At 57.6% G+C, this 26,370-nt stretch carries 28 protein-coding genes, 3 tRNA genes and 2 pseudogenes; 18 read left to right on the forward strand and 15 right to left on the reverse strand.

Annotation, left to right across the window (positions count from 1 at the left end; all coding sequences use genetic code 11):
* Window positions 1-3: 3 nt before the first annotated feature.
* Window positions 4-951: a 4-hydroxy-3-methylbut-2-enyl diphosphate reductase gene (gene ispH, locus PSAKL28_RS04010; RefSeq protein ID WP_038606880.1), complete on the forward strand. Its 948-nt coding sequence runs from the start codon at window positions 4-6 to the stop codon at window positions 949-951.
* Here ispH and PSAKL28_RS04015 read toward each other — a convergent pair.
* On the reverse strand, window positions 940-1,359 hold the full coding sequence (locus tag PSAKL28_RS04015; RefSeq protein ID WP_257011849.1) for a GspH/FimT family protein: 420 nt from the start codon (window positions 1,357-1,359) through the stop codon (window positions 940-942). The two genes, ispH and PSAKL28_RS04015, sit on opposite strands and share 12 nt — an antisense overlap.
* Window positions 1,360-1,559: 200 nt before the next feature.
* Between PSAKL28_RS04015 and pilV the strand changes: the two genes are divergently transcribed.
* Genes pilV through thiO form a run of 5 tightly spaced genes read left to right on the forward strand, consistent with a single transcriptional unit; the run spans window position 1,560 to window position 4,506 of the window.
* Window positions 1,560-1,778, forward strand: coding sequence for a type IV pilus modification protein PilV (gene pilV, locus PSAKL28_RS04020; RefSeq protein WP_051939163.1), 219 nt, complete (start codon window positions 1,560-1,562; stop codon window positions 1,776-1,778).
* Window positions 1,775-2,446, forward strand: a complete 672-nt coding sequence (locus PSAKL28_RS04025) for a PilW family protein (RefSeq protein ID WP_038606885.1) — start codon at window positions 1,775-1,777, stop codon at window positions 2,444-2,446. The genes pilV and PSAKL28_RS04025 overlap by 4 nt, the downstream gene beginning before the upstream one ends.
* Window positions 2,443-2,946 (forward strand): hypothetical protein, encoded by a 504-nt coding sequence (locus tag PSAKL28_RS04030; RefSeq protein WP_038606888.1) that lies wholly within the window; start codon window positions 2,443-2,445, stop codon window positions 2,944-2,946. Before PSAKL28_RS04025 ends, PSAKL28_RS04030 begins: the two co-directional genes overlap by 4 nt.
* An 11-nt stretch (window positions 2,947-2,957) precedes the next feature.
* On the forward strand, window positions 2,958-3,365 hold the full coding sequence (locus PSAKL28_RS04035) for a type IV pilin protein (RefSeq protein WP_038606890.1): 408 nt from the start codon (window positions 2,958-2,960) through the stop codon (window positions 3,363-3,365).
* Window positions 3,366-3,402: 37 nt separating this feature from the next.
* On the forward strand, window positions 3,403-4,506 hold the full coding sequence (gene thiO, locus PSAKL28_RS04040) for a glycine oxidase ThiO (protein ID WP_038606892.1): 1,104 nt from the start codon (window positions 3,403-3,405) through the stop codon (window positions 4,504-4,506).
* Window positions 4,507-4,581: 75 nt separating this feature from the next.
* On the opposite strand, the gene PSAKL28_RS04045 is transcribed toward thiO, so the two are convergent.
* Complete coding sequence (locus PSAKL28_RS04045; RefSeq protein WP_038606895.1) at window positions 4,582-4,812, reverse strand: PP0621 family protein; 231 nt, start codon at window positions 4,810-4,812, stop codon at window positions 4,582-4,584.
* Between the two features lie 93 nt (window positions 4,813-4,905).
* Window positions 4,906-5,922 (reverse strand): outer membrane protein assembly factor BamD, encoded by a 1,017-nt coding sequence (locus PSAKL28_RS04050; RefSeq protein ID WP_038606898.1) that lies wholly within the window; start codon window positions 5,920-5,922, stop codon window positions 4,906-4,908.
* A gap of 150 nt (window positions 5,923-6,072) precedes the next feature.
* On the opposite strand from PSAKL28_RS04050, the gene rluD reads away from it, so the two are divergent.
* The 6 genes from rluD (at window position 6,073) to PSAKL28_RS04080 (ending at window position 11,546) form a co-directional block, all read left to right on the forward strand.
* Window positions 6,073-7,035, forward strand: coding sequence for a 23S rRNA pseudouridine(1911/1915/1917) synthase RluD (gene rluD / locus PSAKL28_RS04055; protein ID WP_038606900.1), 963 nt, complete (start codon window positions 6,073-6,075; stop codon window positions 7,033-7,035).
* A complete protein-coding gene (gene pgeF, locus PSAKL28_RS04060; protein ID WP_038606903.1) occupies window positions 7,032-7,772 on the forward strand; it encodes a peptidoglycan editing factor PgeF in 741 nt (246 codons plus the stop codon). The genes rluD and pgeF overlap by 4 nt, the downstream gene beginning before the upstream one ends.
* A gap of 125 nt (window positions 7,773-7,897) precedes the next feature.
* Window positions 7,898-10,462 carry an ATP-dependent chaperone ClpB gene (gene clpB / locus PSAKL28_RS04065; RefSeq protein WP_038606906.1) on the forward strand — a complete coding sequence of 855 codons (2,565 nt, stop codon included), beginning with the start codon at window positions 7,898-7,900 and terminating at the stop codon, window positions 10,460-10,462.
* 295 nt (window positions 10,463-10,757) lie between these two features.
* Window positions 10,758-10,833: transfer RNA gene (locus PSAKL28_RS04070), tRNA-Asn, on the forward strand.
* A gap of 10 nt (window positions 10,834-10,843) precedes the next feature.
* A tRNA-Pro gene (locus tag PSAKL28_RS04075) sits at window positions 10,844-10,920 on the forward strand.
* A gap of 104 nt (window positions 10,921-11,024) precedes the next feature.
* On the forward strand, window positions 11,025-11,546 hold the full coding sequence (locus PSAKL28_RS04080; RefSeq protein WP_038606909.1) for a dihydrofolate reductase family protein: 522 nt from the start codon (window positions 11,025-11,027) through the stop codon (window positions 11,544-11,546).
* A gap of 142 nt (window positions 11,547-11,688) precedes the next feature.
* On the opposite strand, the gene PSAKL28_RS04085 is transcribed toward PSAKL28_RS04080, so the two are convergent.
* The 5 genes from PSAKL28_RS04085 to PSAKL28_RS04105 all read right to left on the reverse strand — a co-directional run bounded on the left by PSAKL28_RS04085 (window position 11,689) and on the right by PSAKL28_RS04105 (window position 15,827).
* Complete coding sequence (locus PSAKL28_RS04085; protein ID WP_038606912.1) at window positions 11,689-12,984, reverse strand: NAD(P)/FAD-dependent oxidoreductase; 1,296 nt, start codon at window positions 12,982-12,984, stop codon at window positions 11,689-11,691.
* Between the two features lie 84 nt (window positions 12,985-13,068).
* Window positions 13,069-13,242, reverse strand: a complete 174-nt coding sequence (locus PSAKL28_RS04090; protein ID WP_038606914.1) for a DUF3094 family protein — start codon at window positions 13,240-13,242, stop codon at window positions 13,069-13,071.
* Between the two features lie 168 nt (window positions 13,243-13,410).
* Window positions 13,411-14,040: a DUF1780 domain-containing protein gene (locus tag PSAKL28_RS04095; RefSeq protein WP_038606917.1), complete on the reverse strand. Its 630-nt coding sequence runs from the start codon at window positions 14,038-14,040 to the stop codon at window positions 13,411-13,413.
* 59 nt (window positions 14,041-14,099) lie between these two features.
* Window positions 14,100-15,119 (reverse strand): MBL fold metallo-hydrolase, encoded by a 1,020-nt coding sequence (locus tag PSAKL28_RS04100; protein ID WP_038606920.1) that lies wholly within the window; start codon window positions 15,117-15,119, stop codon window positions 14,100-14,102.
* A gap of 42 nt (window positions 15,120-15,161) precedes the next feature.
* On the reverse strand, window positions 15,162-15,827 hold the full coding sequence (locus tag PSAKL28_RS04105; RefSeq protein WP_038606923.1) for a hypothetical protein: 666 nt from the start codon (window positions 15,825-15,827) through the stop codon (window positions 15,162-15,164).
* Window positions 15,828-16,044: 217 nt separating this feature from the next.
* On the opposite strand from PSAKL28_RS04105, the gene PSAKL28_RS04110 reads away from it, so the two are divergent.
* On the forward strand, window positions 16,045-16,734 hold the full coding sequence (locus PSAKL28_RS04110) for an energy-coupling factor ABC transporter permease (protein WP_257011850.1): 690 nt from the start codon (window positions 16,045-16,047) through the stop codon (window positions 16,732-16,734).
* 3 nt (window positions 16,735-16,737) lie between these two features.
* Here PSAKL28_RS04110 and yacG read toward each other — a convergent pair whose 3' ends face one another.
* Genes yacG through PSAKL28_RS04130 form a run of 4 tightly spaced genes read right to left on the reverse strand, consistent with a single transcriptional unit; the run spans window position 16,738 to window position 19,644 of the window.
* Window positions 16,738-16,944 carry a DNA gyrase inhibitor YacG gene (gene yacG, locus PSAKL28_RS04115; protein ID WP_038606928.1) on the reverse strand — a complete coding sequence of 69 codons (207 nt, stop codon included), beginning with the start codon at window positions 16,942-16,944 and terminating at the stop codon, window positions 16,738-16,740.
* Window positions 16,941-17,564, reverse strand: coding sequence for a dephospho-CoA kinase (gene coaE, locus PSAKL28_RS04120; protein ID WP_038606931.1), 624 nt, complete (start codon window positions 17,562-17,564; stop codon window positions 16,941-16,943). The genes yacG and coaE overlap by 4 nt, the downstream gene beginning before the upstream one ends.
* Window positions 17,564-18,433: a prepilin peptidase gene (locus tag PSAKL28_RS04125; RefSeq protein ID WP_038606933.1), complete on the reverse strand. Its 870-nt coding sequence runs from the start codon at window positions 18,431-18,433 to the stop codon at window positions 17,564-17,566. The genes coaE and PSAKL28_RS04125 overlap by 1 nt, the downstream gene beginning before the upstream one ends.
* Before the next feature lie 2 nt (window positions 18,434-18,435).
* A complete protein-coding gene (locus tag PSAKL28_RS04130; protein ID WP_038606935.1) occupies window positions 18,436-19,644 on the reverse strand; it encodes a type II secretion system F family protein in 1,209 nt (402 codons plus the stop codon).
* A 220-nt stretch (window positions 19,645-19,864) separates the two neighbouring features.
* Here PSAKL28_RS04130 and PSAKL28_RS04135 point away from each other — a divergent pair, with 220 nt between their 5' ends.
* The 4 genes and pseudogenes from PSAKL28_RS04135 to PSAKL28_RS28455 form a co-directional block, all read left to right on the forward strand.
* Window positions 19,865-20,293, forward strand: a complete 429-nt coding sequence (locus PSAKL28_RS04135) for a pilin (RefSeq protein ID WP_038606937.1) — start codon at window positions 19,865-19,867, stop codon at window positions 20,291-20,293.
* Window positions 20,294-20,356: 63 nt separating this feature from the next.
* Window positions 20,357-20,432 (forward strand) — tRNA-Thr (locus PSAKL28_RS04140).
* Window positions 20,433-20,534: 102 nt separating this feature from the next.
* Window positions 20,535-20,801, forward strand: coding sequence for a hypothetical protein (locus PSAKL28_RS04145; protein ID WP_038606940.1), 267 nt, complete (start codon window positions 20,535-20,537; stop codon window positions 20,799-20,801).
* A gap of 3 nt (window positions 20,802-20,804) precedes the next feature.
* A pseudogene (locus PSAKL28_RS28455) lies at window positions 20,805-21,158 on the forward strand (DUF2971 domain-containing protein); the annotation flags it as partial.
* 194 nt (window positions 21,159-21,352) lie between these two features.
* On the opposite strand, the pseudogene PSAKL28_RS26685 reads toward PSAKL28_RS28455, so the two are convergent.
* Window positions 21,353-21,817, reverse strand: a pseudogene (locus PSAKL28_RS26685) (recombinase family protein); the annotation flags it as partial.
* 217 nt (window positions 21,818-22,034) lie between these two features.
* Between PSAKL28_RS26685 and PSAKL28_RS27290 the strand changes: the two are divergent.
* Window positions 22,035-22,889, forward strand: a complete 855-nt coding sequence (locus tag PSAKL28_RS27290; RefSeq protein ID WP_157686999.1) for a pentapeptide repeat-containing protein — start codon at window positions 22,035-22,037, stop codon at window positions 22,887-22,889.
* Window positions 22,890-23,729: 840 nt separating this feature from the next.
* Here the strand turns inward: PSAKL28_RS27290 and PSAKL28_RS04165 are convergent.
* Both PSAKL28_RS04165 and PSAKL28_RS04170 read right to left on the reverse strand, forming a co-directional pair.
* Window positions 23,730-24,314 (reverse strand): hypothetical protein, encoded by a 585-nt coding sequence (locus tag PSAKL28_RS04165; RefSeq protein WP_038606950.1) that lies wholly within the window; start codon window positions 24,312-24,314, stop codon window positions 23,730-23,732.
* Between the two features lie 78 nt (window positions 24,315-24,392).
* On the reverse strand, window positions 24,393-26,369 hold the full coding sequence (locus PSAKL28_RS04170; protein ID WP_038606952.1) for an AAA family ATPase: 1,977 nt from the start codon (window positions 26,367-26,369) through the stop codon (window positions 24,393-24,395).
* Window position 26,370: the final 1 nt, after the last annotated feature.

Here is a 26,370-nt window from a genome sequence, read left to right on the forward strand (position 1 = left end):
AGCATGCAAATCAAACTCGCCAACCCTCGCGGCTTCTGCGCGGGCGTGGATCGGGCGATCGAGATCGTCAACCGCGCCCTGGAAGTCTTCGGTCCGCCGATCTATGTGCGTCACGAAGTGGTGCACAACAAGTTCGTGGTCGAAGACCTGCGCGCCCGCGGCGCCATCTTTGTCGAAGAACTGGACCAGGTGCCGAATGACGTCATCGTCATCTTCAGCGCTCACGGTGTTTCCCAGGCTGTGCGCCAGGAAGCAGCCGGGCGCGGTCTGAAAGTGTTCGATGCAACCTGCCCGCTGGTCACCAAGGTGCATATTGAGGTGGCGCGCTACAGCCGCGACGGCCGCGAATGCATCCTGATCGGCCACGAAGGTCATCCGGAAGTCGAAGGCACCATGGGCCAGTACGACGCCAGTAACGGCGGCGCAATCTACCTGGTCGAAGACGAGGAAGACGTAGCCCAGCTGCAGGTCAATAACCCGGACAAACTGGCCTTTGTGACCCAGACGACCCTGTCGATGGATGACACCAGCCGTGTGATTGATGCCCTGCGTGCGCGCTTCCCGAACATCGGCGGACCGCGCAAGGACGACATCTGCTACGCTACCCAGAACCGCCAGGATGCGGTGAAACAGCTGGCCGACGAATGTGATGTGGTCCTGGTAGTGGGCAGTCCGAACAGCTCCAACTCCAACCGCCTACGTGAGCTGGCCGAGCGTATGTCGACGCCGGCTTACCTGATCGACGGTGCCGAAGACCTGCAGAAAAGCTGGTTTGACGGTGTCGAGCGCATCGGTATCACTGCTGGTGCCTCGGCGCCGGAAGTGCTGGTGCGCGGTGTGATCGAGCAACTCAGGGCGTGGGGCGCCACCGGCGCCGAAGAGCTGGATGGCCGCGAAGAGAACATCACCTTCTCGATGCCCAAGGAGCTGCGGGTTCGTTCATTGATCTGACCCGGCAGCCGCGCACAGCGGCTGCTTGATCAACGCATCACGCAGGCTGACTCTGCCGGTGTGCGACAGCACCACCTGATAGTGACTCAGCGCTTCGGGACGTTGGCAAACATGCAGCGTCCCGGCCTGAAAGGCGCCTCCCTCCCGCAGAGGCACACCCAGGCCATTGAAACCTACCTGCCGGGCCACCGGCTGGTTTCCAACAATGATCGTTCGTCCATTGCTGCGCCATTCATGCAGCAGTTGCGGGCTGTCGTGCTCGACAATCATCTGCCAGCCCTTACTCCAGTCTGCCTCCAGAGCTTGCAGGCGCACGTTGCTATTGCGCAGCAGCGCCTCACTGCGCGCGGTGCGTAGCGCCTGGGCCAGGTCTTTGGCCGCAACCTGCCGCTGTAGTCCGCTACTCATGGTGTTGTAAGCCGGAACGCTCATCTGCGTAAGCAGCCCGAGTAGGGCTGATGCGAACAAGATTTGAATCAGTGTTACACCCTGTTGCTTCACCGTGCATTCCTCCCTGGAAGTGCTTCGCTATAGGTTCGAAGCTCGTGTCGCTGGCGTCCAGTCGGCCGGGTTGGCAAAGGGCTGTGGAAAAGTCGCGGAGGTTGGCCATGGATGGCTGGCAGCAACAAGGCATGACGTTGATTGAAGTGCTGGTGGCGATGGCTGTGTTGGGGCTGGGTTTGTTTGCCGCCGCCGGTTTGCAGGTGCGGGCCTTGCAGGCCACCGAAAGCGCATTGCGTAGCACCCAGGCGGCCTATCTGGCCCATGGCGTGCTCGAGCAGGCCCGTGCTGGCGAGACGTTACGTAATCAGGACTCCGGGCAGTGACCAGGCAAGCGGGTTTCAGCCTGCTGGAAGCGATGCTGGCCCTGAGCCTGGGATTGCTGGTGTTACTCGGTGCCAATCGCCTGTTTATTACCGCAAGCCAGTCCTGGCAGGCGCAAGAGGCGGCGGCGCGGATGCAGGAGGATGCGCGTCACGCCCTGCAGCGTCTGGCCCAGAGTATTCGCATGGCAGGAATGTTCGGTTGTCTGCGTCACGACGCTATGGTCTTCCACGACCCCTTGGCTGCAGATGCATTCGCGCAGCCTGTGCAAATCACTCGCGGCGCGGATGGGCGCCTGCAGCGTTTGAGCCTGATCAGTGCCGAGGTTGTGCAAGCCAGTGGCCGGCCGGACTGGACCCTGGTCACCGACTGTCGAACGCAGGCAAATGTGTATGCGGGTATTCGGGCGCCTGAAGCGGGGCAGTTTGCCGTGCCCATCCGGCGTCAGGATTACCGACTGGTAGCCAATGAGTTGCGCCTGCGTAGCGGGGCAAGTGATGGGGCACTGGTAGACGGGGTCGGTGAGTTGCAGCTTGAACTGATCAGGGACGGTTCCTCTGGTATTTCCGTTGTGCACCTCGCCCTGACCCTGACCGACCCACAGCAACGCGTGAGGCCACAGACTTATCGAACAAGCATTGCCCTGGGCAATCGATCGGTTGGGTCATGAGGCAACGTGGACTGGTTCTGCTGCTTAGTCTGACGTTGGTGTTGCTGCTGGGGTTGCTTGGGTTATCGGCGCTGGGCAGTGCGATCCAGCAAGAGCGCATGGCGCGCAACCTGTCGAGCACGTTGCAGGCATTCGAACAGGCGCAACAACTGCTGCAACAGGCAGAGTCCAGGGCGTTGGAGCTGGCAGGCCCACGCTGTGAGTATTGCCTGCCGCCCCCGGAAGTTGGCTTGATTACTTCGGGCGGCGTGTATGCAGGTGTTGGCGCAAGCTCCGGTCTGGCTTGGCAGGCAGGCGATCGCGGTTTCTATCTCATTCAGTCCCTGGGGGAGAGCACCAAGGCCAGGCAAATGCCGCCAGAGCTTAAGGTAAGGCTGTATCGAATCACTGCCGTGGCGCGCAATGGCACTGCCCGCAGTGTGCTGGAGAGCGTGATTGCGCAGCCTGTCGAGCCAACATCGCAACCCTGGCGGCGGATCCTCTGGCGACAGGTCTATTAAGGAGCAGGTGCATGAGGCCGCAGAAAGGATTGAGCCTGATCGAACTGTTGATTGTCATCGCTGTGGTCGGCATTCTGGCGAGCATTGCCTACCCCAGTTACAGTGATCAGGTCAGAAAAGCGGCTCGCACGGAAATTGTCGGCTTGCTGTTCACCAGCGCGCAGCAGCTGGAGCGCCATTACTCTCGTGCGGGACAATACAGCGATAGCGAAACACAAGTGACGCCATTGGCGAGCGGCACCGCTCACTATCGCTTGCAAGCGGTACGCGACAAGGAGTCTTTCACCCTGTTGGCACGACGCCTTCCCGGTGGCCTGATGATGGCTGATCCGTGCGGTGACTATGTGCTTGACCAGACGGGTGTGCGCGGTAATCCCGAAAGCATCGGGGATGCCGGCAGTGGTTGCTGGGGTGGCTGAAGCCTTTCGCGATTTACTTCAGACGTTGGATCGATAGATGACCAAGCAAGTAGTGATAGTCGGCGGCGGAGTGATCGGCCTGCTGACAGCGTTCAACCTGGCGGCCGAGGTCGAGCAGGTGGTGCTGTGTGATCGCGGTGAGCTGGGACAGGAATCGTCCTGGGCCGGTGGCGGCATTGTTTCGCCGCTCTATCCCTGGCGCTACAGCCCTGCAGTGACAGCGCTGGCGCACTGGTCGCAGGATTTCTATCCACAGCTGGGTGAGCGTTTGTTCACCAGTACCGGGGTGGATCCCGAGGTGCATACCACCGGCCTGTACTGGCTGGACCTGGACGACGAAGCCGAGGCTCTGGCCTGGGCCGAGCGGGAAGGGCGGCCATTGAGTGCGGTGGATATCTCTGCCGCCTATGATGCGGTGCCAGTACTCGGCGCCGGTTTCCAGCGCGCTATCTACATGGCGGGCGTGGCCAACGTGCGTAACCCGCGCCTGGTCAAATCGCTCAAGGCGGCGCTGCAGGCGATGCCTAACGTGAGTATTCGCGAGCACTGCGAAATCACCGGCTTCAGCCAGCAGGACGGGCGTATCACCGGGGTCGAGACGGCTGACGGGCTGATTGCTGGCGAGCGCGTGGTGCTGACTGCCGGTGCCTGGAGTGGCGATCTGTTGCGTCTCCTGGGCCTGGAGTTGCCGGTCGAGCCGGTCAAAGGGCAGATGATTCTGTTCAAATGCGCCGAAGACTTCCTGCCGAGCATGGTGCTGGCCAAGGGGCGCTACGCCATCCCGCGGCGGGACGGCCATATTCTGGTGGGCAGTACCCTGGAGCATGCCGGGTACGACAAGACCCCGACCGCCGAAGCCCTGGAAAGCCTCAAGGCTTCAGCCATCGAGTTGCTCCCGGCGTTGGCCGACGCTACGCCGGTTGGCCATTGGGCGGGTTTGCGTCCGGGATCGCCCGAGGGCATACCTTACATTGGTGAAGTGCCGGGCTGGCAGGGTTTGTGGCTGAACTGCGGGCATTACCGCAACGGCCTGGTGCTGGCGCCGGCGTCCTGCCAGTTGTTTGCCGACCTGCTACTGGGCCGTGAACCGATCATCGATCCACGGCCTTATGCGCCAGCAGGGCGATTGACCGGAGAGTAAAGACACATCGTGGGGCAAGCCCGCTCCCACAGAGGCTCGGTGGGAGCGGGCTTGCCCCGCGATAAAACGGCTGATTCAGCGCTGATCGCCGGGCCCTTGCTCCAGATGCGCCTGGCTGCAATACCACTGTGCTCCCCGATGCAGGGCGCGGTCACTGGGCAGGTGCACGCCGCAATGGGCGCAGCGCACCATTTTCAGCGGGTCTTCGAGGCTGTTGTCGGGTTTAACAGCATTGCTGGCCTTGAACTTGCGCCACAGCCAGAAAGCGGCGGCGATCAGGGCGATCCAGAAAAGTAGGCGAACCATGGTGTCCAGCTTTATCAGTGAAGAGCCTTTAGTCTAGGGCTCGGGCATGAAAAAAGGGAGGCCTCGGCCTCCCTTTATCTGTTGCATGATCGATCAGTCGAACACGCCAAAGGTCATGTAGCTGAACCAGGAGCGGTCGTCGTTGTTGCCTTCCGCTTCGTGTTGCTCTTCTTCGACGGCGTCGCTGTTCTCTGGCAGCAGTTCGGCCGGAATCGCTTCCTTGGCGTCTTCGTACTGTTTGATCACGTCCTGGTTGGCGCGGGTTTCACCCGGCGGCAGCGGCGCTTCGGTCTCGATCAGGCCCAGGGTAGCCTTGGACAGCCAGGAGCGGTTGTCGGCTTCATCCTGCTTGGGCTGGAACTGGCCATCGACCAGGCTCGGGTGATCCGGGTAGTTGAGCTTGAGAGTTTCCAGGCTGGTGGCGGCCAGTTCGTCCAGGTGCAGACGCATGTAGGCTTCGGTCATCACCGCCAGGCCGTCGCCGACCGATGGGGTTTCCTGGAAGTTCTCGACCACGTAGCGGCCACGGTTGGCGGCGGCGACATAGGCCTGACGGGTCAGGTAGTAGTCGGCGACGTGGATTTCGTAGGACGCCAGCAGGTTGCGCAGGTAGATCATGCGCTGTTTGGCATCTGGCGAGTAACGGCTGTTGGGGAAGCGGCTGGTCAGCTGGGCGAACTCGTTGTACGAATCGCGGGCAGCACCCGGGTCACGCTTGGTCATGTCCAGTGGCAGGAAGCGCGCCAGCAGGCCACGGTCCTGATCGAAAGAGGTCAGGCCCTTGAGGTAATAGGCGTAGTCGACGTTCGGGTGCTGAGGATGCAAGCGAATGAAACGCTCGGCGGCCGACTTGGCGGCTTCTGGCTCGGCGTTCTTGTAGTTCGCGTAGATCAGCTCAAGCTGGGCCTGATCGGCATATCGGCCGAACGGATAACGCGATTCCAGGGCCTTGAGCTTGCTGGTGGCGCTGGTGTAGCTGTGGTTGTCCAGATCGGCCTGCGCCTGCTGGTACAGCTCGGCTTCGCTCAGGTTTTCGTCGACGACTTCCTTCGAAGAACAAGCAGCGGTCAGTCCGAGGATGGCGATCAGCAGCAGGTGTTTCACTTGCATGGCGGCTTGCGTCCCTATGACGGCCGCTGTCTTGGGCGTGGCCGTCCTGTTATGATGAGCACCCCGATGTAACTTGCGGGGCAAAAGACGTCGTATTTAACCACAAGCGTGCAGTCGAAACCAAAGGCTGTGCCGCCCGCTGATTCGAGCATGTCCGAGATCATTCAACTTAGCGCAGAGGTGCCGTCCGAATTGGGCGGGCAACGCCTCGACCAAGTCGCCGCCCAATTGTTCGCTGAGCACTCGCGCTCGCGCCTTTCCACCTGGATCAAGGAGGGGCGCCTGACGGTCGATGGCGCCGTCCTGCGTCCGCGCGATATCGTCCACGGCGGCTCGCTGCTGGCCCTTGAGGCCGAGCAGGAAGCCCAGGGCGAGTGGGTGGCCCAGGACATCGAGCTGGATATCGTCTATGAAGACGACCACATACTGGTGATCAACAAGCCTGCCGGGCTGGTGGTCCACCCGGCTGCGGGCCACGCTGATGGCACCCTGCTCAACGCACTGCTGCACCACGTGCCGGACATCATCAATGTCCCGCGCGCCGGCATCGTCCACCGCCTGGACAAGGACACCACCGGTCTGATGGTGGTGGCCAAGACCATCCAGGCGCAGACCCAACTGGTTGCCCAGTTGCAAAGCCGCAGTGTCAGCCGCATCTATGAATGTATCGTGATCGGTGTGGTCACCGCCGGTGGCAAGATCAATGCCCCGATTGGCCGCCATGGCGGGCAACGCCAGCGCATGGCCGTGACCGAAGGCGGCAAGCCGGCTGTCAGTCACTACCGCGTGCTGGAGCGCTTCCGTTCGCATACCCATGTGCGGGTCAAGCTGGAAACCGGGCGTACCCACCAGATTCGTGTGCACATGGCTCACGTGAACTTCCCGTTGGTCGGCGATCCGGTCTACGGCGGTCGCTTCCGCATTCCGCCAGCGGCCAGCCAGACCATGGTCGAAGCCCTCAAGACTTTCCCGCGTCAGGCCCTGCATGCGCGTTTCCTGGAACTGGATCACCCGGTGACCGGCGAGCGTATGGGCTGGGAATCGTCGCTGCCGGACGATTTCGTCTGGCTGCTGTCGCTGCTCAAGCAGGACCGCGAGGCGTTCGTCGGATGAGTGAGCTGACGCACGCCCTGCTGATCCCGGACTGGCCTGCGCCGGCCGCGGTTCGCGCGTGCGTCACCACCCGCTCTGGCGGGGTCAGCCTGCCGCCTTATGAAAGCTTCAATCTCGGTGACCATGTCGGCGATGCGCCGGATGCAGTAACCGAGAACCGTCGTCGCCTGACCGCCGAGTTCGGCATCCAGCCCGCCTGGCTCAAGCAGGTGCATGGCGTCGTGGTGGCAGATGCCGACCCTGGCGTAATCGCCGAAGCCGACGCCAGCTGGACCGCCACCCCAGGCATTGCCTGCACGGTGATGACCGCCGATTGCCTGCCGTTGCTGTTCTGCGACCGTGCCGGCACCCGTGTCGCGGCTGCCCATGCTGGCTGGCGCGGTCTGGCCAACGGGGTCATCGAGGCCACCCTGGACCGCCTGAACCTGCCACCTGAAGAGGTGTTGGTGTGGCTGGGCCCGGCCATTGGCCCGCAAGCCTTCGAAGTCGGTCTGGAAGTGCGCGATGCCTTCACGACCGTTCATCCGGAAACTGCCCAGGCCTTCGTGCCCGGTGTACGCCCGGATAAACTGATGGCCGACATCTATACCCTGGCGCGTCTGCGTCTGGCCGCCCGTGGTGTAAATGCGGTGTATGGCGGTGGTTTGTGCACCGTGAGCGATCCACGCTTCTATTCTTATCGGTGTACTCCGCAAGGTGGACGCTTCGCCTCATTGATCTGGCTGGCCCCGCGCTGACCTGAATCAACCCCGCTAAGCTTGAATCCTCCAGAATCACCCTCATCTAATGGGGTATCTCAGGCAGGTTTATCTTCATCAGGTGTGTCCATCGCTCCGGCCTGCCCATAAAAGGAAGGTAACTTATGCGAATAGACCGTTTGACCAGCAAGTTACAGCTGGCGTTATCCGATTCCCAATCCCTGGCCGTTGGTATGGACCATCCCGCCATCGAGCCTGCGCACCTGTTGCAAGCGTTGATCGACCAGCAAGGTGGTTCGATCAAGCCGCTGCTGATGCAGGTGGGCTTTGACGTCAACAGCCTGCGCAAGGCGTTGAGCAAAGAGCTCGACCAACTGCCGAAAATCCAGAACCCGACCGGTGACGTGAACATGTCGCAGGATCTGGCGCGTCTGCTCAACCAGGCTGACCGCCTGGCGCAGCAGAAGGGCGACCAGTTCATTTCCAGCGAACTGGTGTTGCTCGCCGCCATGGATGAGAACAGCAAGCTTGGCAAATTGCTGCTGAGCCAGGGCGTGACCAAGAAAGCCCTGGAAAACGCCATCAGCAACCTGCGTGGCGGTGAGGCGGTCAACGACCCCAACGCCGAGGAGTCGCGTCAGGCCCTGGACAAGTACACCGTCGACCTGACCAAGCGTGCCGAAGACGGCAAGCTTGACCCGGTGATCGGCCGTGACGACGAAATCCGCCGCACCATCCAGGTGCTGCAACGTCGGACCAAAAACAACCCGGTGCTGATCGGCGAACCTGGCGTCGGTAAAACCGCCATCGCCGAAGGCCTGGCCCAGCGCATCATCAACGGCGAAGTGCCGGACGGCCTCAAAGGCAAGCGTCTGCTCTCGCTGGACATGGGCGCGCTGATTGCCGGTGCCAAGTTCCGTGGTGAGTTCGAGGAGCGCCTCAAAGGCCTGCTCAATGAACTGTCCAAGCAGGAAGGGCAGATCATTCTGTTCATCGACGAACTGCACACCATGGTCGGCGCCGGTAAAGGTGAAGGCTCCATGGACGCCGGTAACATGCTCAAGCCGGCCCTGGCCCGTGGTGAGCTACACTGCGTGGGTGCCACGACCCTGAACGAGTACCGTCAGTACATCGAGAAAGACGCGGCCCTCGAGCGGCGCTTCCAGAAGGTACTGGTGGAGGAGCCGAGCGAGGAAGACACCATCGCCATCCTGCGTGGCCTCAAAGAGCGTTACGAGGTGCACCACAAGGTGGCGATCACCGACGGCGCGATCATTGCCGCGGCCAAGCTCAGCCATCGCTACATCACTGACCGGCAGCTGCCGGACAAGGCTATCGACCTGGTTGACGAAGCGGCCAGCCGCATTCGCATGGAGATCGACTCCAAGCCGGAAGTGCTCGATCGCCTGGAGCGCCGTCTGATTCAACTGAAGGTTGAATCCCAGGCGCTGAAGAAAGAAGAAGACGAAGCGGCAATCAAGCGTCTGGAAAAACTAACTGAAGAGATTGCCCGGCTGGAGCGTGAGTACGCTGATCTGGAAGAAGTCTGGACCTCGGAAAAAGCCGAAGTGCAGGGCTCTGCGCAGATCCAGCAGAAAATCGAGCAGTCGCGCCAGGAGCTGGAAACCGCACGGCGTAAAGGCGACCTCAGCCGCATGGCCGAGCTGCAGTACGGGGTAATCCCGGACCTGGAGCGCAGCCTGCAGATGGTCGACCAGCACGGTAAGGCCGAGAACCAGCTGCTGCGTAACAAGGTGACCGAAGAGGAAATCGCTGAAGTCGTCTCCAAGTGGACCGGTATTCCGGTGGCCAAGATGCTTGAAGGCGAGCGGGAAAAACTGCTGAAGATGGAAAGCCTGCTGCATCAGCGCGTGATCGGTCAGGAAGAAGCCGTGGTTGCGGTTTCCAACGCCGTTCGTCGTTCGCGCGCCGGCTTGTCCGACCCGAACCGGCCAAGTGGTTCGTTCCTGTTCCTCGGCCCGACCGGTGTCGGTAAAACCGAGCTGTGCAAGGCCCTGGCCGAGTTCCTGTTCGATACCGAAGAGGCGATGGTGCGTATCGACATGTCCGAGTTCATGGAGAAACACTCCGTGGCGCGGTTGATCGGTGCTCCACCTGGCTACGTCGGTTACGAAGAGGGCGGCTACCTGACCGAAGCGGTACGGCGTAAGCCTTATGCCGTGGTGCTGCTCGACGAAGTCGAGAAGGCGCACCCGGATGTGTTCAACGTATTGCTGCAGGTACTTGAAGACGGTCGCCTGACGGACAGCCACGGACGCACGGTGGATTTCCGCAACACCGTGATCGTGATGACCTCCAACCTGGGCTCGGCGCAGATCCAGGAGCTGGTAGGTGATCGCGAGGCGCAACGGGCAGCGGTGATGGACGCGGTGGGTTCGCACTTCCGTCCCGAGTTCATCAACCGTATCGACGAAGTGGTGGTGTTCGAGCCGCTGGGCCGTGATCAGATCGCTGGCATCACCCAGATCCAGTTGGGCCGCCTGCGCAGCCGTCTGGCTGAGCGCGACCTGAGCCTGGAGCTGAGCGACGAAGCACTGGATAAACTGATCTCCGTCGGTTACGACCCGGTCTACGGCGCACGGCCATTGAAACGGGCCATTCAGCGCTGGATCGAGAACCCGTTGGCGCAGTTGATCCTGTCCGGCAAGTTCCTGCCTGGCACCGGGATTACCGCCAAGGTGGAGGGCGAAGAAATCGTCTTCGCCTGATTTTTCGGGCGGTTACGCTAAGGCCTCGAATTTCGAGGCCTTTTTTCTTTGCATTTTTTCTCGAGTGCTTGTAAAGTGCGCCCCGCTGTATGTCACCCCGCAGGTTTCCAGCAAAATCGGGAATCTGAAAAAAAGTTGCAAATCAGTAAGTTGAATGCAAATTAGGGGTTGACAAGGGTTTTGAAGGTTGTAGAATAGCGCGCCTCAGAGACATGAACGCAGCGATGCACAAGGTCGAAGAGTTCGAAGCGGTAGTGATACAGTTTTCGAAATTGCAGTACTTGAAATTGATAGTTCCGCGATAGCTCAGTCGGTAGAGCAAATGACTGTTAATCATTGGGTCCCAGGTTCGAGTCCTGGTCGCGGAGCCAAATTTCAAACCGGGGTATAGCGCAGTCCGGTAGCGCGCCTGCTTTGGGAGCAGGATGTCAGGAGTTCGAATCCCCTTACCCCGACCATATTCAGAGAAAAGGGCACCTTGCAAAGGGTGCCCTTTTTTCGTTTCTGCAGCCCTGAATATTGCCTGCTACTATCCGCCAATATTCTGCAAGGGAGCTGCCCCATGACCCTCAAAGCCTCCGTATACATCGCCACCAGCCTCGATGGCTTCATCGCCCGCGAGAGCGGTGAGCTGGACTGGTTGATGGTTGCCACCACCTCCAGCGACGACCACGGCTATGCCGCTTACATGGCGACGGTCGATACCCTGGTCATGGGGCGTAACACCTACGAGAAAGTACTGACCTTTGGCGAATGGCCGTATCCGCACAAGCGCGTTGTGGTGCTGAGCAGCACCCTGGGCCAGGCGGAGGGTGTCGAGGTGCATCCCGGGCCGATTGCCGACCTGCTTGCGCATTTGCGCGACACAGGCGCCAGGAGCCTGTACCTCGATGGTGGTCAGGTGGTGCAGAGCTTCTTGCGTGAAGGGCGCGTGGATGAGCTGACCATCACCCGGATACCGGTGTTACTGGGCAGCGGGATTCCCCTGTTCGGGGCATTGGCGGGGGATGTGAAGCTGCAACATGTGCGCAGCACCACCTTCGAGAATGGTTTTGTGCAGAGTACCTATCGAGTGCTCAGGTAACAGTGGGAGCAACTGTCTTGATTGGCTAGCTGTGTAGCCTCATTCCTCGATAGCGGCTACACGGTGGGAGCGGGCTTGTCCCGCGATGCGATTTGACTGACACACCGCAATCGCGGGGCAAGCCCGCTCCCACCGAATCGGATCAGTGCAGCTTCAGGCGCGGCTCGGTGCCACGGCCAATGCGGCTACCCAGCATTAGCATCAGCGTACGGAACGTGCCATACAGCGCCATCTGGTGCATGCGGTACAACGACACGTAGAACATCCGCGCCAGCCAGCCTTCGAGCATGACGCTGCCGGTCAGGTTACCCATCAGGTTACCCACCGCCGAGAAGCGCGACAGCGATACCAGCGAGCCGTAATCGCGGTAGGCGTAAGTCGGCAACGGTTTGCCTTCCAGGCGCGCCTTCAACGATTTGGCCAGCATCGAGGCCTGCTGGTGGGCGGCCTGGGCCCGCGGCGGTACGTTGCGGTCGCTGCCCGGCTGAGGGCAGGCGGCGCAATCGCCGAAGGCGAAAATGTCGTCGTCCAGCGTGGTCTGCAGGGTAGGGCGAACCACCAACTGGTTGATCCGGTTGGTCTCCAGGCCGTCGATGTCCTTGAGGAACCCCGGCGCACGGATACCCGCTGCCCAGACTTTAAGGCTGGCCGGGATCACATCGCCATTGCTGGTTTTCAGCTCGGTGGCCGTCACTTCACTGACCGAGGCATTGGTCATCACCGTGACCCCGAGCTTTTCCAGGGTCTGGTGTACCGGCACGCTGATACGCTCCGGCAAAGCAGGCAGTACCCGCGGGCCCGCTTCGATCAGGGTGATGTGCATGTCCTTGGGCTGGATGCGGTCCAGGCCGTAGGCCGCCAGTTCGTGTGCCGCGTGATGCAGTTCGGCAGCCAGCTCCACACCCGTGGCACCGGCACCGACAATCGCCACGCTGATGGTTTCGTTGGCCTGATCGCCGGCATGGGCGCGCAGGTAATGGTTGAGCAACTGCTGATGGAAACGCTCGGCCTGCTTGCGGGTATCCAGGAACAGGCAGTTCTGCGCCGCGCCAAGGGTACCGAAGTCGTTGGTGTTGCTGCCTACGGCGATTACCAGGGTGTCGTAGCCCAGGGTGCGTGCAGGCAGCAGCTCGCGGCCCTCTTCGTCGAGGGTCGCGGCCAGCTGGATCTGTTTGCTCTCGCGGTCCAGGCCACTCATGCGGCCGAGCTGGAACTGGAAGTGATTCCACTTGGCCTGGGCCACGTAGTTCAGTTCGTCTTCCGAGGAGTTCAGCGAGCCTGCGGCTACTTCGTGCAGCAATGGCTTCCAGATGTGCGTCAGGTTGGCGTCGACCAGGGTGATGCTGGCGCTGCCCTTCTTGCCTAGGGTTTTACCCAGGCGGGTCGCCAGTTCCAGGCCGCCGGCGCCGCCGCCGACAATCACAATACGGTGAGTCATGGGGATATCTCATAAGGTTTACGGAATTCTGGTCGTGAGTCATCGGCCGCTCAGGGCGGGCGGTTTGGGCGAGCGCAAGGCAGCTCATAGCACCAGGTTACTCAGGAGGCGGCTCAACAGGCCCAAGCCAACAGTCACCAGCACCACCATGACAAGGAGCAGCCACGGCCGGAAAGGCTTGCGCTCGACTTGATGTTGGGGTGCTTGCAGGTATTGATCGACACGACGTTGGTCTTCGGGATTCAGGCGGCTGGTCATGAGGGCCTCGTCAGGTAGACGCTTGTGACTGAAAGGAAGCTACAGGGTTCACTGTAGTTGTTTGAGCAAGGCCCATGGCGCAGTCACGCGGCGGTCATTATGACGAATGATTGCGCTTTGTATCACCGCCGCGCAATTTATGCCATTACGCGTTGGCAGGGGGCCAGCTCAGAGGCTGATGCCGACATCGAAAACAATGCTGCGGCCGAGGTTGCCGCGCAGAAAGTCTGGCGCATCCGGGTGGGCGAACAGCACCCGGGCGAAGGTCGGCCCGACCAGCGACAGCGAACGCCAGCCCTGGCGCAGGTATTCGGTGGGCGGCGGGAAATGGCTGTTGAGGTCGAGCACTTCGCGCTTGAGGCTGGCGAAGGCGATGATGTCCAGTTCGCTCAGGTCGAGCCCGCGTTCCTGGTAGTTGTGCGATTTTTTGCGCAAGGTCGGGGCCAGGCGCTGCAACAGCTCCTGGGCACTGATCCGCCGCGGCCGCGCTTCACGCCGCACCAGCTGGCTCAGGGAAAAGGCGCTGCGCCGCCGTTGTAGTTCTTCGCGCCACTCGTCGTTGAGCCGACGGCCTTCATCGAGGACGAAAAACACCTCGAAAGCGGCATCGCGAAACAGCACGTCAGGCGGCTCTTGACCGGCGGGGGTGAAGTCCTCGCTGCGGTAAGGAATATTCAAGCCTTGCAGCAGGCGCTGGCAGACCCAACGCTCACGTTCCCATTTACGGGCATTGGAAAGAAACGCATTGGCTTGTTCGGCCTGAATGGTTAGCAGGCGCAAGTAGTCTGAGTCGTCCATGGGGACAAGCTTAGCGTTCAATTGTGTCTTCAGAAATAAACGCGTTAACCAAGCGTGGGTTACAGCGGCGGCAGGGCGATTTCGCTGAACGGCTTGGGCATCACGATCTGTGATGCTTGCGGCAATGTGGTGCGCACGATCCGGTACAGGGCGTGTTCGTCTTTTTCGCCGCGTAGCACTTTGAGGTTGTCCGGATTGCCACCGAAAAAGTCCTCCCAATGGCACAGTACAACCAGCTTGGGTTGAGTCGCTTCGATCAGGGCCTGTGGATATCTTTTGACTTGAATCCACGACGCCACCGGCAGGATCACGACATCGATACCTCTGTTATCGCCAGGATCGGGAGGAAATCCATAAGGTTCTTCACTTGAACTGTCCTGAAAGTGGATGCGGTAGACGGTTTTGCCGTTTTCATCCAGCAGGTCCACCAGCCAGGCCAGGGTCTGGCCTTCCTTCCAGTTCCGGAAGCTTTTGGGCAAAGTTTTCAGGTCTTGTTGGTAACTGCCACCCATCAGGTCAATGTGTGTAACGTTTGGCGCGTGGCTGCTCTGAATCGGCATGGCCCGGAAAGCGCCTTTTTTCGACTTGAACCAGCCATCTTCCCGGGCAATCGGGCGTGGGCCGTTGGGGCCTGGTAGCCAGGCCATTTTCTTCTCGGCATCTTCGAATTCGCGCTCTGCACTGACTTCAGCACGCAAGATATGCCCGGCAGTACGCGAGCCATAGAAGGTCGCGTTCGGGGTTTTATGGTTCAAAACCCAGGCCACATCGAGCAGGTGATCGTAGTGAGCGTGACCGACCAACAGCATGGTCGCTTCCGGCGTTCTGGGCATGCCGTCGTTGATTCTTTTGATATCGGGTGTGAGCCAGAGCAGTTGGAGCGGAGAAGGGCGGCTGAAAAAGGGGTCGAACACGACCGCTTCATCACGCCAGCGCAGCAGAAACCCAGCCACCCCGAAAAACTCCAGCTTTGGTTGTGTCAGCTTGTGCTCGTCCGATAGTTTGATCGGGCCGAGTTCGCTCAGGTCCTGGGCGCAGCCGACCGTCATCAGCACCAACACCATCAGCATCCAGCGCATTGCACATCCTCCATGGTCGCGTTCAGCGCCAAGGCATCGGCGTTACTGTTGTGATTCGGTGATTGTGACGCGCGCGCAGCCCTGGTTATTGCGGTAGAGGAGATCCCCCAACACCGACCCGCCCCCCACGTCGTTCACGTAGAAGAACAAAGGGCCGTCGCTGCGTGCGGTAAAACTGCTGTTGAAGATGCGGCCGCCTTCCACGGCAACTGCATCAGGAGGGCAGCGCCACGCTTTAGGCCACTCCTCGATCGTCGGTCCAGGACTGCAGTGTTTTGGCGGTAATAGTTTTTCCGGCTTGATGGGCAGCGCGTAAAAGTCGTCGCCAGCGGTGCCGATACGCACCATGGTCTGAAACCAGGGCAGATCCGGGTGCCGACGCATAGACGTTGAGAGGGCTGTTACCCACGAAGCGGGAAATTTCGGCGGACATTCGTAGCCGCCTGGGTTGGCTGGAATATATTTGTCACTCCAGCGCCACTGATCAGGCACCTGCATCTTCACCTGATAAGTGCGGCCTTGCTGAACCTGCATACCGGAGTAGGCGCAGAGTGAGCGCGTGTCGAACCAGAAGGTCGCCGTATCGCTGGCGCTGCCCTCCTTTACCTGACACAAGGTTTCATAGTTCGCCGCCGAGGCGGGCAGCGGCTGGCCCAGCAGCGTTGCCAGGGCAATCACCAAGGGGGCGGTAATGAGTGGCTTGGGCATGACTCACTCCGTTTCAGGAGCGCCAGGGTCGCTTTCGTTTGAGCATAGCCGAGTCCGGTAGGAGCGGGCTTGCCCCGCGATGCGATGTGACAGTGGGAATGCTATCGCGGGGCAAGCCCGCTCCCACCGGAGGTATCACATTACCCACACAAGCGGTCTGAGGCGCAGCTTGCGGTGTAGACTGCCTGCAACGTCTTTGCTCAAGGGCTGCGATACCGTGATTGATGCTCAAGTGCTGTCTGACCACAGCCTGACCCTGGGCTGGGTCGGCTATGTCGTGCTGTTGGTGTGGGCGGTGGCGCGTACGCGTTGGGTCGAGTTGTTTACCGACAGTCGTCGTCAGCACCTGCTGTTCGGTACGGTGTTCGCCTTGTTCGCGCTGTGGTTGGTGCGCCGCGACTTCGACAACGGGGTGTCGTACCACTTCATCGGCATGACCGCAGTCACGTTGCTGCTGGATTGGCCGCTGGCGATTGTCGGCGGCTTGCTGGCCCAGGTCGGGTTGATCTTGCTGGGGCGTCAGGACCTGGCCGCCATGGGCGTCAACGGCCTGTTGTTCATCGGCCTGCCGGTGCTGGTCACCGAGGTTTGCGCGATCCTGGTGGAGCGCGCGCAGCCGAAAAACCTGTTCGTTTATATCTTCTGTTCGGGATTTTTTGCCGCAGCCCTGGCGGCACTGTTGTGCCTGTTGCTCGGGCTGGGTCTGCTGTGGCTGGACGGGCGCTTCGTGATGCCGGAATGGATCGAAGACTTTATCGGCTACCTGTGGCTGATCATCTTTCCCGAAGCCTTTATCAACGGCATGATCGTCAGCGCCCTGGTGGTGTTTTGCCCGGAGTGGCTGGAGACCTTCAACCGCACCCGCTACCTGCAGGCGCCGTGGAAGGACGACGACGCCGGGCGCTGAGGTTCAATGGTGGGCGCGTGGATCGAGCTCGCCGGAAAACAACTCGTCTTCGGCATCCGGTGCGACCGGGATCTTGTGCTCTTCAGCAGCCCACGCCCCCAGGTCGATCAGCTTGCAGCGGTCGGAACAGAATGGCCGGAACGTGCTGGCGGCGTTCCATTCAACAGGGGCGCCACAGGTCGGGCATTCTACGGTCATGGGTTGGCTCATGCTTGGCCTCCTCGCAAAGTCAGATAAAAGTGATGCAGGCGGTCGACCTCCGAATGCAGCCAGGTCAGGTCGCGATCATTGACCAGCACATCGTGGGCATGGCGCAGGCGCTCTTCGCGGCTGGCCTGGGCCTTGAGAATGGCCTGCACCTGTTCCGGGCTGGTCTGGTCGCGCTGCAGGGTACGCTGGATTTGCAGCTCCTGCGGGGCATCGATCACCAGCAAGCGTTGAGTGCGCTGATACTGGCCCGACTCGACCATCAGCGGCGACACGAACACCGCATAAGGCGACTCGGCCTTGGCCAGGTAACTGAAAATCTCCTGGCCGATCAACGGATGCAGCAAGGCTTCCAGCCAGCGCCGTTGCTCGGGGTCGCTGAAGATCAGCTCGCGCAGCGCCGCACGGTTCAGTTGGCCATCTTCCTGCAGCACACCGGCACCGAAGCGCTCGACGATACGGGCCAGTGCCGGGCGCCCGGGTTCGACCACCCAGCGCGCGGCCTGATCGGCGTCCACCAGGTGCACGCCCAGCTCGACAAAGCGCTGGGCCGCAGCGCTTTTGCCACTGCCGATACCGCCGGTGAGGCCGAGAATCCAGGGAGTGAAAGCAGCGGTGGTCATCACATTCCAGAAAGGTTCAGGTAAGAAGTGGTTATTTGACCACCCCAGAGCAGTGCGATCCAGCCCGCAATGGCCAGATAGGGACCAAAGGGGATCGGCGTGCTGGTCTGTTGGCCTTTGGCACGCAGCATGATCAGCCCGATCACCGCGCCAAGCACCGACGACAGCAGCAGGGTCAGCGGCAGGATCTGCCAGCCACCCCAGGCACCGATCAGCGCCAGTAGCTTGAAATCGCCGTAACCCATGCCTTCTTTACCGGTGATGATCTTGAACAGCCAGAACACCGACCACAGGCTCAAATAACCTGCGACGGCGCCCCACAGAGCATCTGACAAGGGCACGAACAACTCGAAAGCGTTGACGATCAGCCCCAGCCACAACAGTGGCAGCACCAACGCATCGGGCAGCAGCCGGTGCTCGATGTCGATCAGGCTCATGGCCAGCAGTCCCCAACTGAACAGCATCAGGGCCAGTGCAGCGGTAGTTGCCCCCAGATACCAGGCGACAAACACCGTCAATGCCGCGCAGCCCAACTCCACCAGCGGATAACGGGCACTGATGGCGCTGCGGCAACTGCTGCAGCGTCCGCGCAGCAGCAGGTAGCTCAGAACCGGAATGTTTTCCCAGGCGCGAATGCGGTGCCCGCAGTGCGGACACTGTGACGCGGGCAGGAACAGATCGTAACGCTCGGGCTCAGGCTCGCTAGGCAGCTCCAGGACCTCCCGCGCTTCAGCCTGCCACTGGCGTTGCAGCATGATCGGCAGGCGGTGCACCAACACATTGAGAAAACTGCCGACGACCAGCCCCAGGAGCAGGGCAAAGCTCAGGTAAAGCAGCGGCTGGCTGGCCAGCGTATCCATCAGGTCCATGTTCAGATCACACTACCGAGCTGAAAGATTGGCAGGTACATGGCGATCACCAGGCTGCCCACCAGCAGCCCGAGAATCAGCACGATCAGAGGTTCGAGCAAGCTGGCCAGATTATCGAGCAAGCGCTCGATGGCGCTTTCGTAATGGCTGGCGACTCTGGCGAGCATATCGTCCAGCGTACCGCCTGTCTCGCCGATGGCGCACATCTGTTGCATCAAGCGCGGAAACAAAGCGCTGCTGGCCATCGCCTGGCTCAACGCCTGGCCGCTGGCGAGGTCCTTGCGCAGGCGCAGCACCGCTTGTTCATACAGCGGATTACCGCACGCACCGGCCACCGGACCCAGCGCTTCCACCAGCGGCACACCTGCAGCGAACGAAGTGGACAGCGTGCGGGCGAAACGGGCGAGGGCGGCGTTGCTCAACAAGTCGCCAACCACCGGCAGCTTCAGCGCCAGGCCCAGACACCACAAACGAAACGCGGGCTGGCGCCGGTAAGCCCGACACAGGCCCCAGACACTGCCGATCGTGAACAGCAGCAACCAGCCAAAGTACTGCCCCAACCAATCGGACAAGCCAATCACCCATTGGGTAAAAGCAGGTAGCTGCGCGCCGAAGCCGTTGAACATTGTCTGAAACTGCGGCACCACCTCAAGCAGCAACAGGCTGGAAACACCGAGCCCGGTCAGCAGCACGATCAGTGGATAGGTCATGGCCTTTTTCAACCGCGAGCGCAGCGCCTGGCGATGCTCCTGCAGACTGGCGACCTGCTCAAGCACGCTTTCCAGGCTGCCGGACTGTTCCCCGGCAGCAATCAGATTGCAGTACAGCGCATCGAAATACCGCGGATGCCGACGCAACGCATCCGCCAGATTGCAGCCTGCGCCGATATCGGTTTTCAGCGTACCCAGCAGGCGGATCAGCACCGGGTTGCTGCTGCTTTGGGCAATCACCTCAAGCGCTTGCAACAGCGCGACACCGGAACAGATCAAACTGGCCAGCTGGCGGCTGAACTGGCTTAACTCGCGGCTACCCAGCGAGCCTTGCCTATGCCACAACCGGGCCTGTACCCGTTCGACACTGAGCGGGCGAATACCGCGCTTACGCAACTCGGCACGCAGCAGGGCAGGGCTGCGCCCACTGCTCTGGCCACTGACCAGCGCCCCTTGTGCCGTAGTGCCTTGCCAGCTGTAGCTATAGGTTTTTTCGGTCATCGCGACATCCTTGTGGCGTGGCCCGCACAAACCCGGAAACAGCTTCAGGGCCCGTGCAGCGGGCAGGAGTGCCCGCTGCTCACTAGAGTAGTCGAGCCGGCATCAGCGAATGACCGGCGCAGGGTGACAAAAGGTGTCCATTCGGGCCTACTGGCGCGCCTGTTGGTGGCCCGTTGCTGAGCGCTGCTGACCAGAACCGATTTTGCGAGGGAGAACGTCCATGAAAGGACAACGCGGCATTACCTTGATCGAACTGATGATCGTCGTAGCGATCATCGGCATCCTGGCGACCATCGCCTTGCCCATGTACACCAACCACCAGGTGCGGACCAAGGCGACTGCTGCCCTGGTTGAAATTTCCGTTCTGAAAACACCGTTTGATCTGCGCATGAACGAGGGTAAAGATGTCACCGACGTCACTGCTCTGGGTGGCCAGGCTACCACCAGCAACTGCACCATCACCGCTACCGGTACAGCTGCCACCGGCGCGGGCAGTATCGTCTGCACCCTGGTCGATGCTCCGGCCACCGCTCTGGGCAAAACCCTCAGCCTGACCCGTTCGGCCAGCGGCTGGGCGTGTGCCAGTACCCTTGAAGAAGACCTTGCCCCAGCTGGTTGCAAGCCCGCTGAAAGTGCCCCGGCGAAGTGAGCATTAGCTGTTATTAAACAGTGATTTGCGTAAGCGATCCGGCAGTGGTAGCGTTGGTGCCACGCCGGTGTAGCTCAGTCGGTAGAGCAGCGCACTCGTAACGCGAAGGTCGCAGGTTCGATTCCTGTCTCCGGCACCAGTAATTCCAAGGTTCCCAGCGCTTTATGCCTTCCCGGGAATTTGCTCCTGACAGCAGCGTGACCGCAAAAATGCCGCTTTCGTGGCGGTAGGATTGGTGCGATTGAGCATTCTCTACCATTACACCAGTCAGCATGGACTGCTCGGGATTCTTGAAAGCCAGTCTGTTTGGGCAACCAATACCCACTTCCTCAATGATCCTACTGAGTTCGTACACGCATTCTCATTTGCGGCATCGTTAGCCAACTATTTTTTTGACAGCGACTACTGGGAGTCTTTCGGCTCTGCCCTGCATCGCCATCTTAAGAGCATCCGGGGAGATGACCTTTATGTGTCTTCTTTCAGCGAGAAGCCGGATCTGCTCAGTTAGTGGCTGGGTTACTCCCCAGGGGGGAGTGGGTACTGCATCGGGATTGACCGATCAGCAATGGCGAATTACTGCGAAGAGCACGAACTCCAGCTCGAGCCCTGCCTGTACGGCCATGATGAACAGCAGCTGAAGGTTACCGAGATCATCACATCTTGTATGGCCCTGTTCCCAACCATTCCCCTGACTGTCGAGCAGTTTCATGCACTCGATACCAAGTCGAAAGCCGAATGCATGGTGGAGTTCAATCAGCGACTAAATGGCGAACTGAAGATCAAAGCTGATCTGGCGCTCGACGTCATTGGAGAGTCGCTTTTGGAGAACGCTCCGCTGTTCAAGCATGAGGGGGTTCATGAGGAGACCGGATGGCGGGTCGTCACCAACCATCCTGTCGAAAAGTTACGCTTCCGGCCCGGGCCTTCCTACATCATTCCCTACGTGTGCCTTGACCTGTTGAAGGAAAAACCCGATGCGTTGACGCGAGTGATTGTAGGGCCAAACCCAAATCAGCACCGCGCTACGAAAGCTGCGGAGTTCTTGGTCAGGCAATACAGCTATAGTCCTGACCGGATGCCAAGGTCGGCGGCCAGCAGCTCTTTTACCCGCTTGTTCAGCTCCTCATCCACTGGCCGGCTTTGGTATTTTCCCGCCGCCTTGGCCTTCTGGATGCCATGGGTCTGGCGATCGCGGCGCTGCTTGTAATCCTTCCGGGCGATTGCCGCCATCATCTCAACCAGCATCGAATTGATTGCGACCAGCATCCGCCCGGTGAATTCGTCTCCATTCGTATCTCGCATTCCTTGATGGCTGGTGGGCAGATCGAGGGCGACGATGCGCAGGCCTTTTGCGTCGATTGCGGCCTTGAGCTTAGCTCAGTCCTCAGCAGGTAGGCAGGAAAGCCGGTCAATGGACTCCACCAGCAGGACGTCGTCCTTGCGGCCATCGTTCAGCAGGCGAAGCCGCTCCGGCCGGTCAGTGGCGGCACCACTGGCGTTCTCCAGGTATTCACCAGCGATGACTACTTAAACTCGGATCTCCATGGGGGCGACGGATGCACAACAGCGTATTAAGTTCGTGTGCCACCGTCGGTGCAGATATATCTATTGCAGTAATCAGATGACATATCTTAAACTTCATAAGTTCTGGATTCTGCCTCGAACAAAGTTGGGTTGGTTAAGTTTTGGATGCGCGGATCGCCTGCGCGATAATAAGTACGAATTTTTACTAGGAGTAATCTTGAGTATTTTTGATAGCCAGATTAAAACATCAATCACTATTATTACGATTGGACTGATCGTGATTTTCGGAATTACAGCATGTTGGGATGCAATAAGCTCAAATGTGCTTCCTGATACCACTCTAGGATTATACTCAAGAGGCTTTTGGGAGAACTACCTTGTTGAGTTGCACGGGATGGTATTGGAGTTGGCTGTCGTTGGTGGGCTGATTCTGTGGCTGGATTCTAGGAGAACTGGCCGCTCGGAAATAAAGCGCCAGCTAGAAGACTTGAGTGATTATGCTCTTTTAGATGCTCCAGAAATAAATCTTAAAAAAATTGGCATTTTGAAAAGACTTAATGATGCTCGTGTTACCAATTTTAATGTCGCTAATCTGTCTGTATTTGGAATGTTGTTAAATAACTTCGAGGCGAGAAACGGTAAGCTCATAGGCTTGAAGGTTGAGCAGGGAGTGTTAAAGAATGTTCTCTTTGACGGAGTCATGATGCGATCGTCAAATTTTGAAGGCTGCGAAATAAAAAACTCTAGATTTGTCGGATCTAATTTGCTTAAGTCGAAGTTTAAAGGTGCAGTGTGCAGAGGGGCGTCCTTTGAGAGAACTATTCTTGAGCGCTGCGATTTTACTGACTGCGACCTTCAAAGTGCTAATTTTAAGGGCGCTGATATGAGGGGGGTTAAGTTTGACGGGGCGAACTTGAAGCAGTGTAGTCTGATGGGGGCAAAAAATTTAGATTTGAATGCTCTAGCCAAGGCATCATGTCTTGACTATGTTGCCATATCCGACGCAGAGCTTAAAATACTCATCGGCCTTCGGAATGACATGAAATACCAAAAAAGTAAGGGCCGGCCATGAGGGAATCGAACCCTCTCACCACTTTTTGAGTGGCTGACCCGCATCCGGCCTATCGTGGGCGGCAAGTTAACAATTTTCTTGGTAATTGTCAAGAGTCGATCAGAGATTTACGGGTAGCTGCTCTCGCTATATGTAGGGTACCCATGAAAGGCGGTGAAAAACTTGAGGATGATTATCGAGGCATCCATCCTCATCTCTGATTTATTCAGCCGCAATAATCAGCCTGGTTAATGGCCTACTCGACATGGCCTGCATGCCGAGCAGGTGATTGATAGATTAAAGTGCGTCAGACTCCCTCAATCACCAGTTCGGTTTGTACTGGGCAACTAATCCCTGACTCTGCGTTAAGTTTTTCCTCAGCCAAGGCGGGTGGTAGCCGCGCGGCTTTCTCGGCGCCAATCAAGGCTGTAAGCGACTGCTAACGATCCATTGCAGCGGTCATCACCGGCAGAAATCGGCCAAATGCAGACGCTCATAGAGGGAAGATATTAGCCTATGGCGGGCTGTCGACACTGATAATAAGCGGTCAGAGTTGTCATCGACGACTCGAAGAGTCCGGCTGTAGGAGCTTACGAAGGGTGACCGTTCCGGGAATAACATTAGAGCGGTTGACCTCAGAATTGAGCAGAAGATACCGCGGCTAGTCACGAATAGACGGAATATAGCCTTAACACCTTCCGCAATCGTTTCGATAACTCACCGGTGAGAGACTAAAGTACAACCGAGTCAGCACTTTGAGCAGTAAAAATTTGTGAGTATATGAAGGCAGTTGGGTATTGGTTTAGGAAATTTTTGAACACAACTCATTAAAATTTCTGGGGCTTTATTAATATGTGGTCTTCACTGCTGTCGGTAGGAATGAATGGTGAATAGCTTTCCTTTAGGGTCTTTTGTTTCGAGCGTGATTTCATTTTTCTCGATGGATATAATACGTGCTTCGCCGGAAGAGCCAGATGCATAGACATCGCTCAGGTTGGGGATCGAAGTTCCCAGTAGCTTCGTAACGAGCAGTACTGGGATTTCTTGTCCGTCAAGAATGTAAGATTTGGGGAAGGTTTTTATGTTGTCCAAAGTAAACGAGAGAGTCTCGGAATCCGCAGTCCAGCTACCAGCACCATTTGCGTTGTACTCAAACTGATAAGTCTTTGTCTCTACAGTACCAGAATCTATTATTGTGCCGGCAACATTATATTTTCCGCTCTGAAAATACTCAGTCATCCCTTTGAAGGTAAAAGTACCCCCGGTGATTGGGTAGGAGTAGCTGCTTTCCCATCGACCGAAGAAGCCTGAGTTGTGAGATGGAGAGGTATTTATTTCTAGAATTAACGCGTAAACAGTTGCGATGCTCGCAAGGAAGGCGAGCAGACTGCCAGCGATTAGCCATGTTTTCGAGATTTTTCTTCGTGCGACAGTAAGGGTACTCATGAATTGTACTTTATCACCTTTCGATATGTAGGGAGGTGGTACACAAAATCACCTCCGGTTTGTCCATGCCTTAATTGTTTATTTTTGTTCGATATCGTCGATCAGCCCTACGTCCAACCCATTTTCTCCAGTAGAACTGTAGTGAGCAACGATGTAAGCTTTGTACCGATTAACAAATGTATCAGGCACGTCGTTGTCTACCAAAATTATCTGGCATGGGACGTCTTTCTCTTCGGCTTTATTAGCTACGCCAAGTAGGTATTCGTAAATATTTTGGTATTTCAGTGGGTCGGAAATACCTTCGCGGTTATCTTCCTGCACGTTTGTCTGATCTTGATATTTTTCTTTCGTGGTTTTGCCCAGGTATTTACCTACTGTGTCAATCATCAGTAGTCTAGGGTGGTTTATTTCACAGTCAATCGCATACTCTAGAAGAGAAATCATAAATCCGACGGAGGATATCGTTCTAAGCCCACCCGAAGTTATGTTCAGGTAATCACGGTTTCGGATAACCGGCGCAAAACTTTTAGGGCTGATGCTAATCCCTTCCTGTCTCTTAATATTTACTTTCTTGAGGTATTTGCTAAGGTAGTCTCCGAGCGTCTCCAAAACCTCGGAAATACTGGGGGCCGTCTCTCTGAGTTCAGCAAGTCGCTCGTTTAATTGCTTTATTGCTAAATTCAAATTTTCATACGTGTCATGGATTTTTTGCTGCTGATTTCTAACGCGTATGTTGTTAACTAGGTAGTCGCGAGCTTTTTTGTTGGATGCGATTTCCTTAACCAGAGTATCGCGCTGCGTGAGATACGGCGTAATCATTGCTTGGCTTTCGGTGTCTAACATTTCTCTCGCGCGAGACAGATCAGCATTGTATGCTGCCTGGTCTTTGGCTAACTCACGCGATTTTGACGATAGTTCATCAATCAGCGACTGTATACTTTTCTTTTTTTTCTGAATGGAGCTCAGCTCATCTGACAGGGTGTCTCTGCTGACTGCTTGGAAGCTATCAGTCGCTTGCGTTGGCTCGATAGGATTGTCGCAAACAGGGCAGGGGTTAGCATGCTCTGTAGTTTGTCCAATCCTAGTTTGTGCATGAATTATACTATTTATTTTTGAAATATCGTTTTCATAATCATTTTTCAAGCGTGAGTACTTTTCTATTTGTGCTCTCGTCTTAATGATTTCTTGTGTTGCGTGTTTTTCGTTTAATGAAAGCTCGTTGAAAATCGCTTTAAGTTCCGTGTGGCTTTGAGAACTGGCGACCATAGAGTTGTTGATTTTTGTAAATTCGATTTCAAGTGCATGTATTGTTTTATCTATTTTTGTTATCGAGTCATCTATGGATGTTTGGCTGTCGTAACCTGTTTCTCTTAAGAACTCAGAAACAGATGTGTATTTATTAAGAAGCTGTTTGCTTTCGCGAGAGCGCTCAGAAATTTGGGCTTCTAATTCTGCGATGCTTGAGTCCAAAACATTGAAAATATATTTGATAACTTCACGGTTGCTGGTTGATTTTATCCAGTTATTTAAATCTAAGAAGCTTTTGCTTCCGACATCGTCTTGGTTGATATATACATATTTGAATAAATTTCGAAAGCTTAGCCGCTTTACTTCAGAGTCTGCTTTGGACGGTGAAACCTTAATTTTTACTTTCGGGAAGCCTAAGCTATCCAGTAAGAAGTCGGAAAAAAAACCATCTGGAGCATGTGTGTCAGTAAAGTTGGCTGAATATTTTTTTGGAAAGAAATCTGCGCACTTTTCAAATACGCACGGATAGACTTCTATGTGTTCTTTGGGGTCGTAAATATCACGCTTTATGGTGAGAGGAACACCATTTATTTCTAGCTCCAGAGCGGCGTACTCGATGGATGCGTTAACTTCATCTGAAAGTTCAATGCTGCTGGCGCCGAGTAGATAGTTTATAAACTCTAAAATGCTTGACTTGCCTGTATCTGAATCTCCATAAATAATGTTCACGCCTGGAAAGAATGGTATTGAGTAAACCTTTCGATAGCCAACTAGGTTTAAACTACTAATGCTGATGTGAGATTTCAAT

It is taken from the genome of Pseudomonas alkylphenolica, assembly GCF_000746525.1.
Lineage (GTDB): Bacteria > Pseudomonadota > Gammaproteobacteria > Pseudomonadales > Pseudomonadaceae > Aquipseudomonas > Aquipseudomonas alkylphenolica.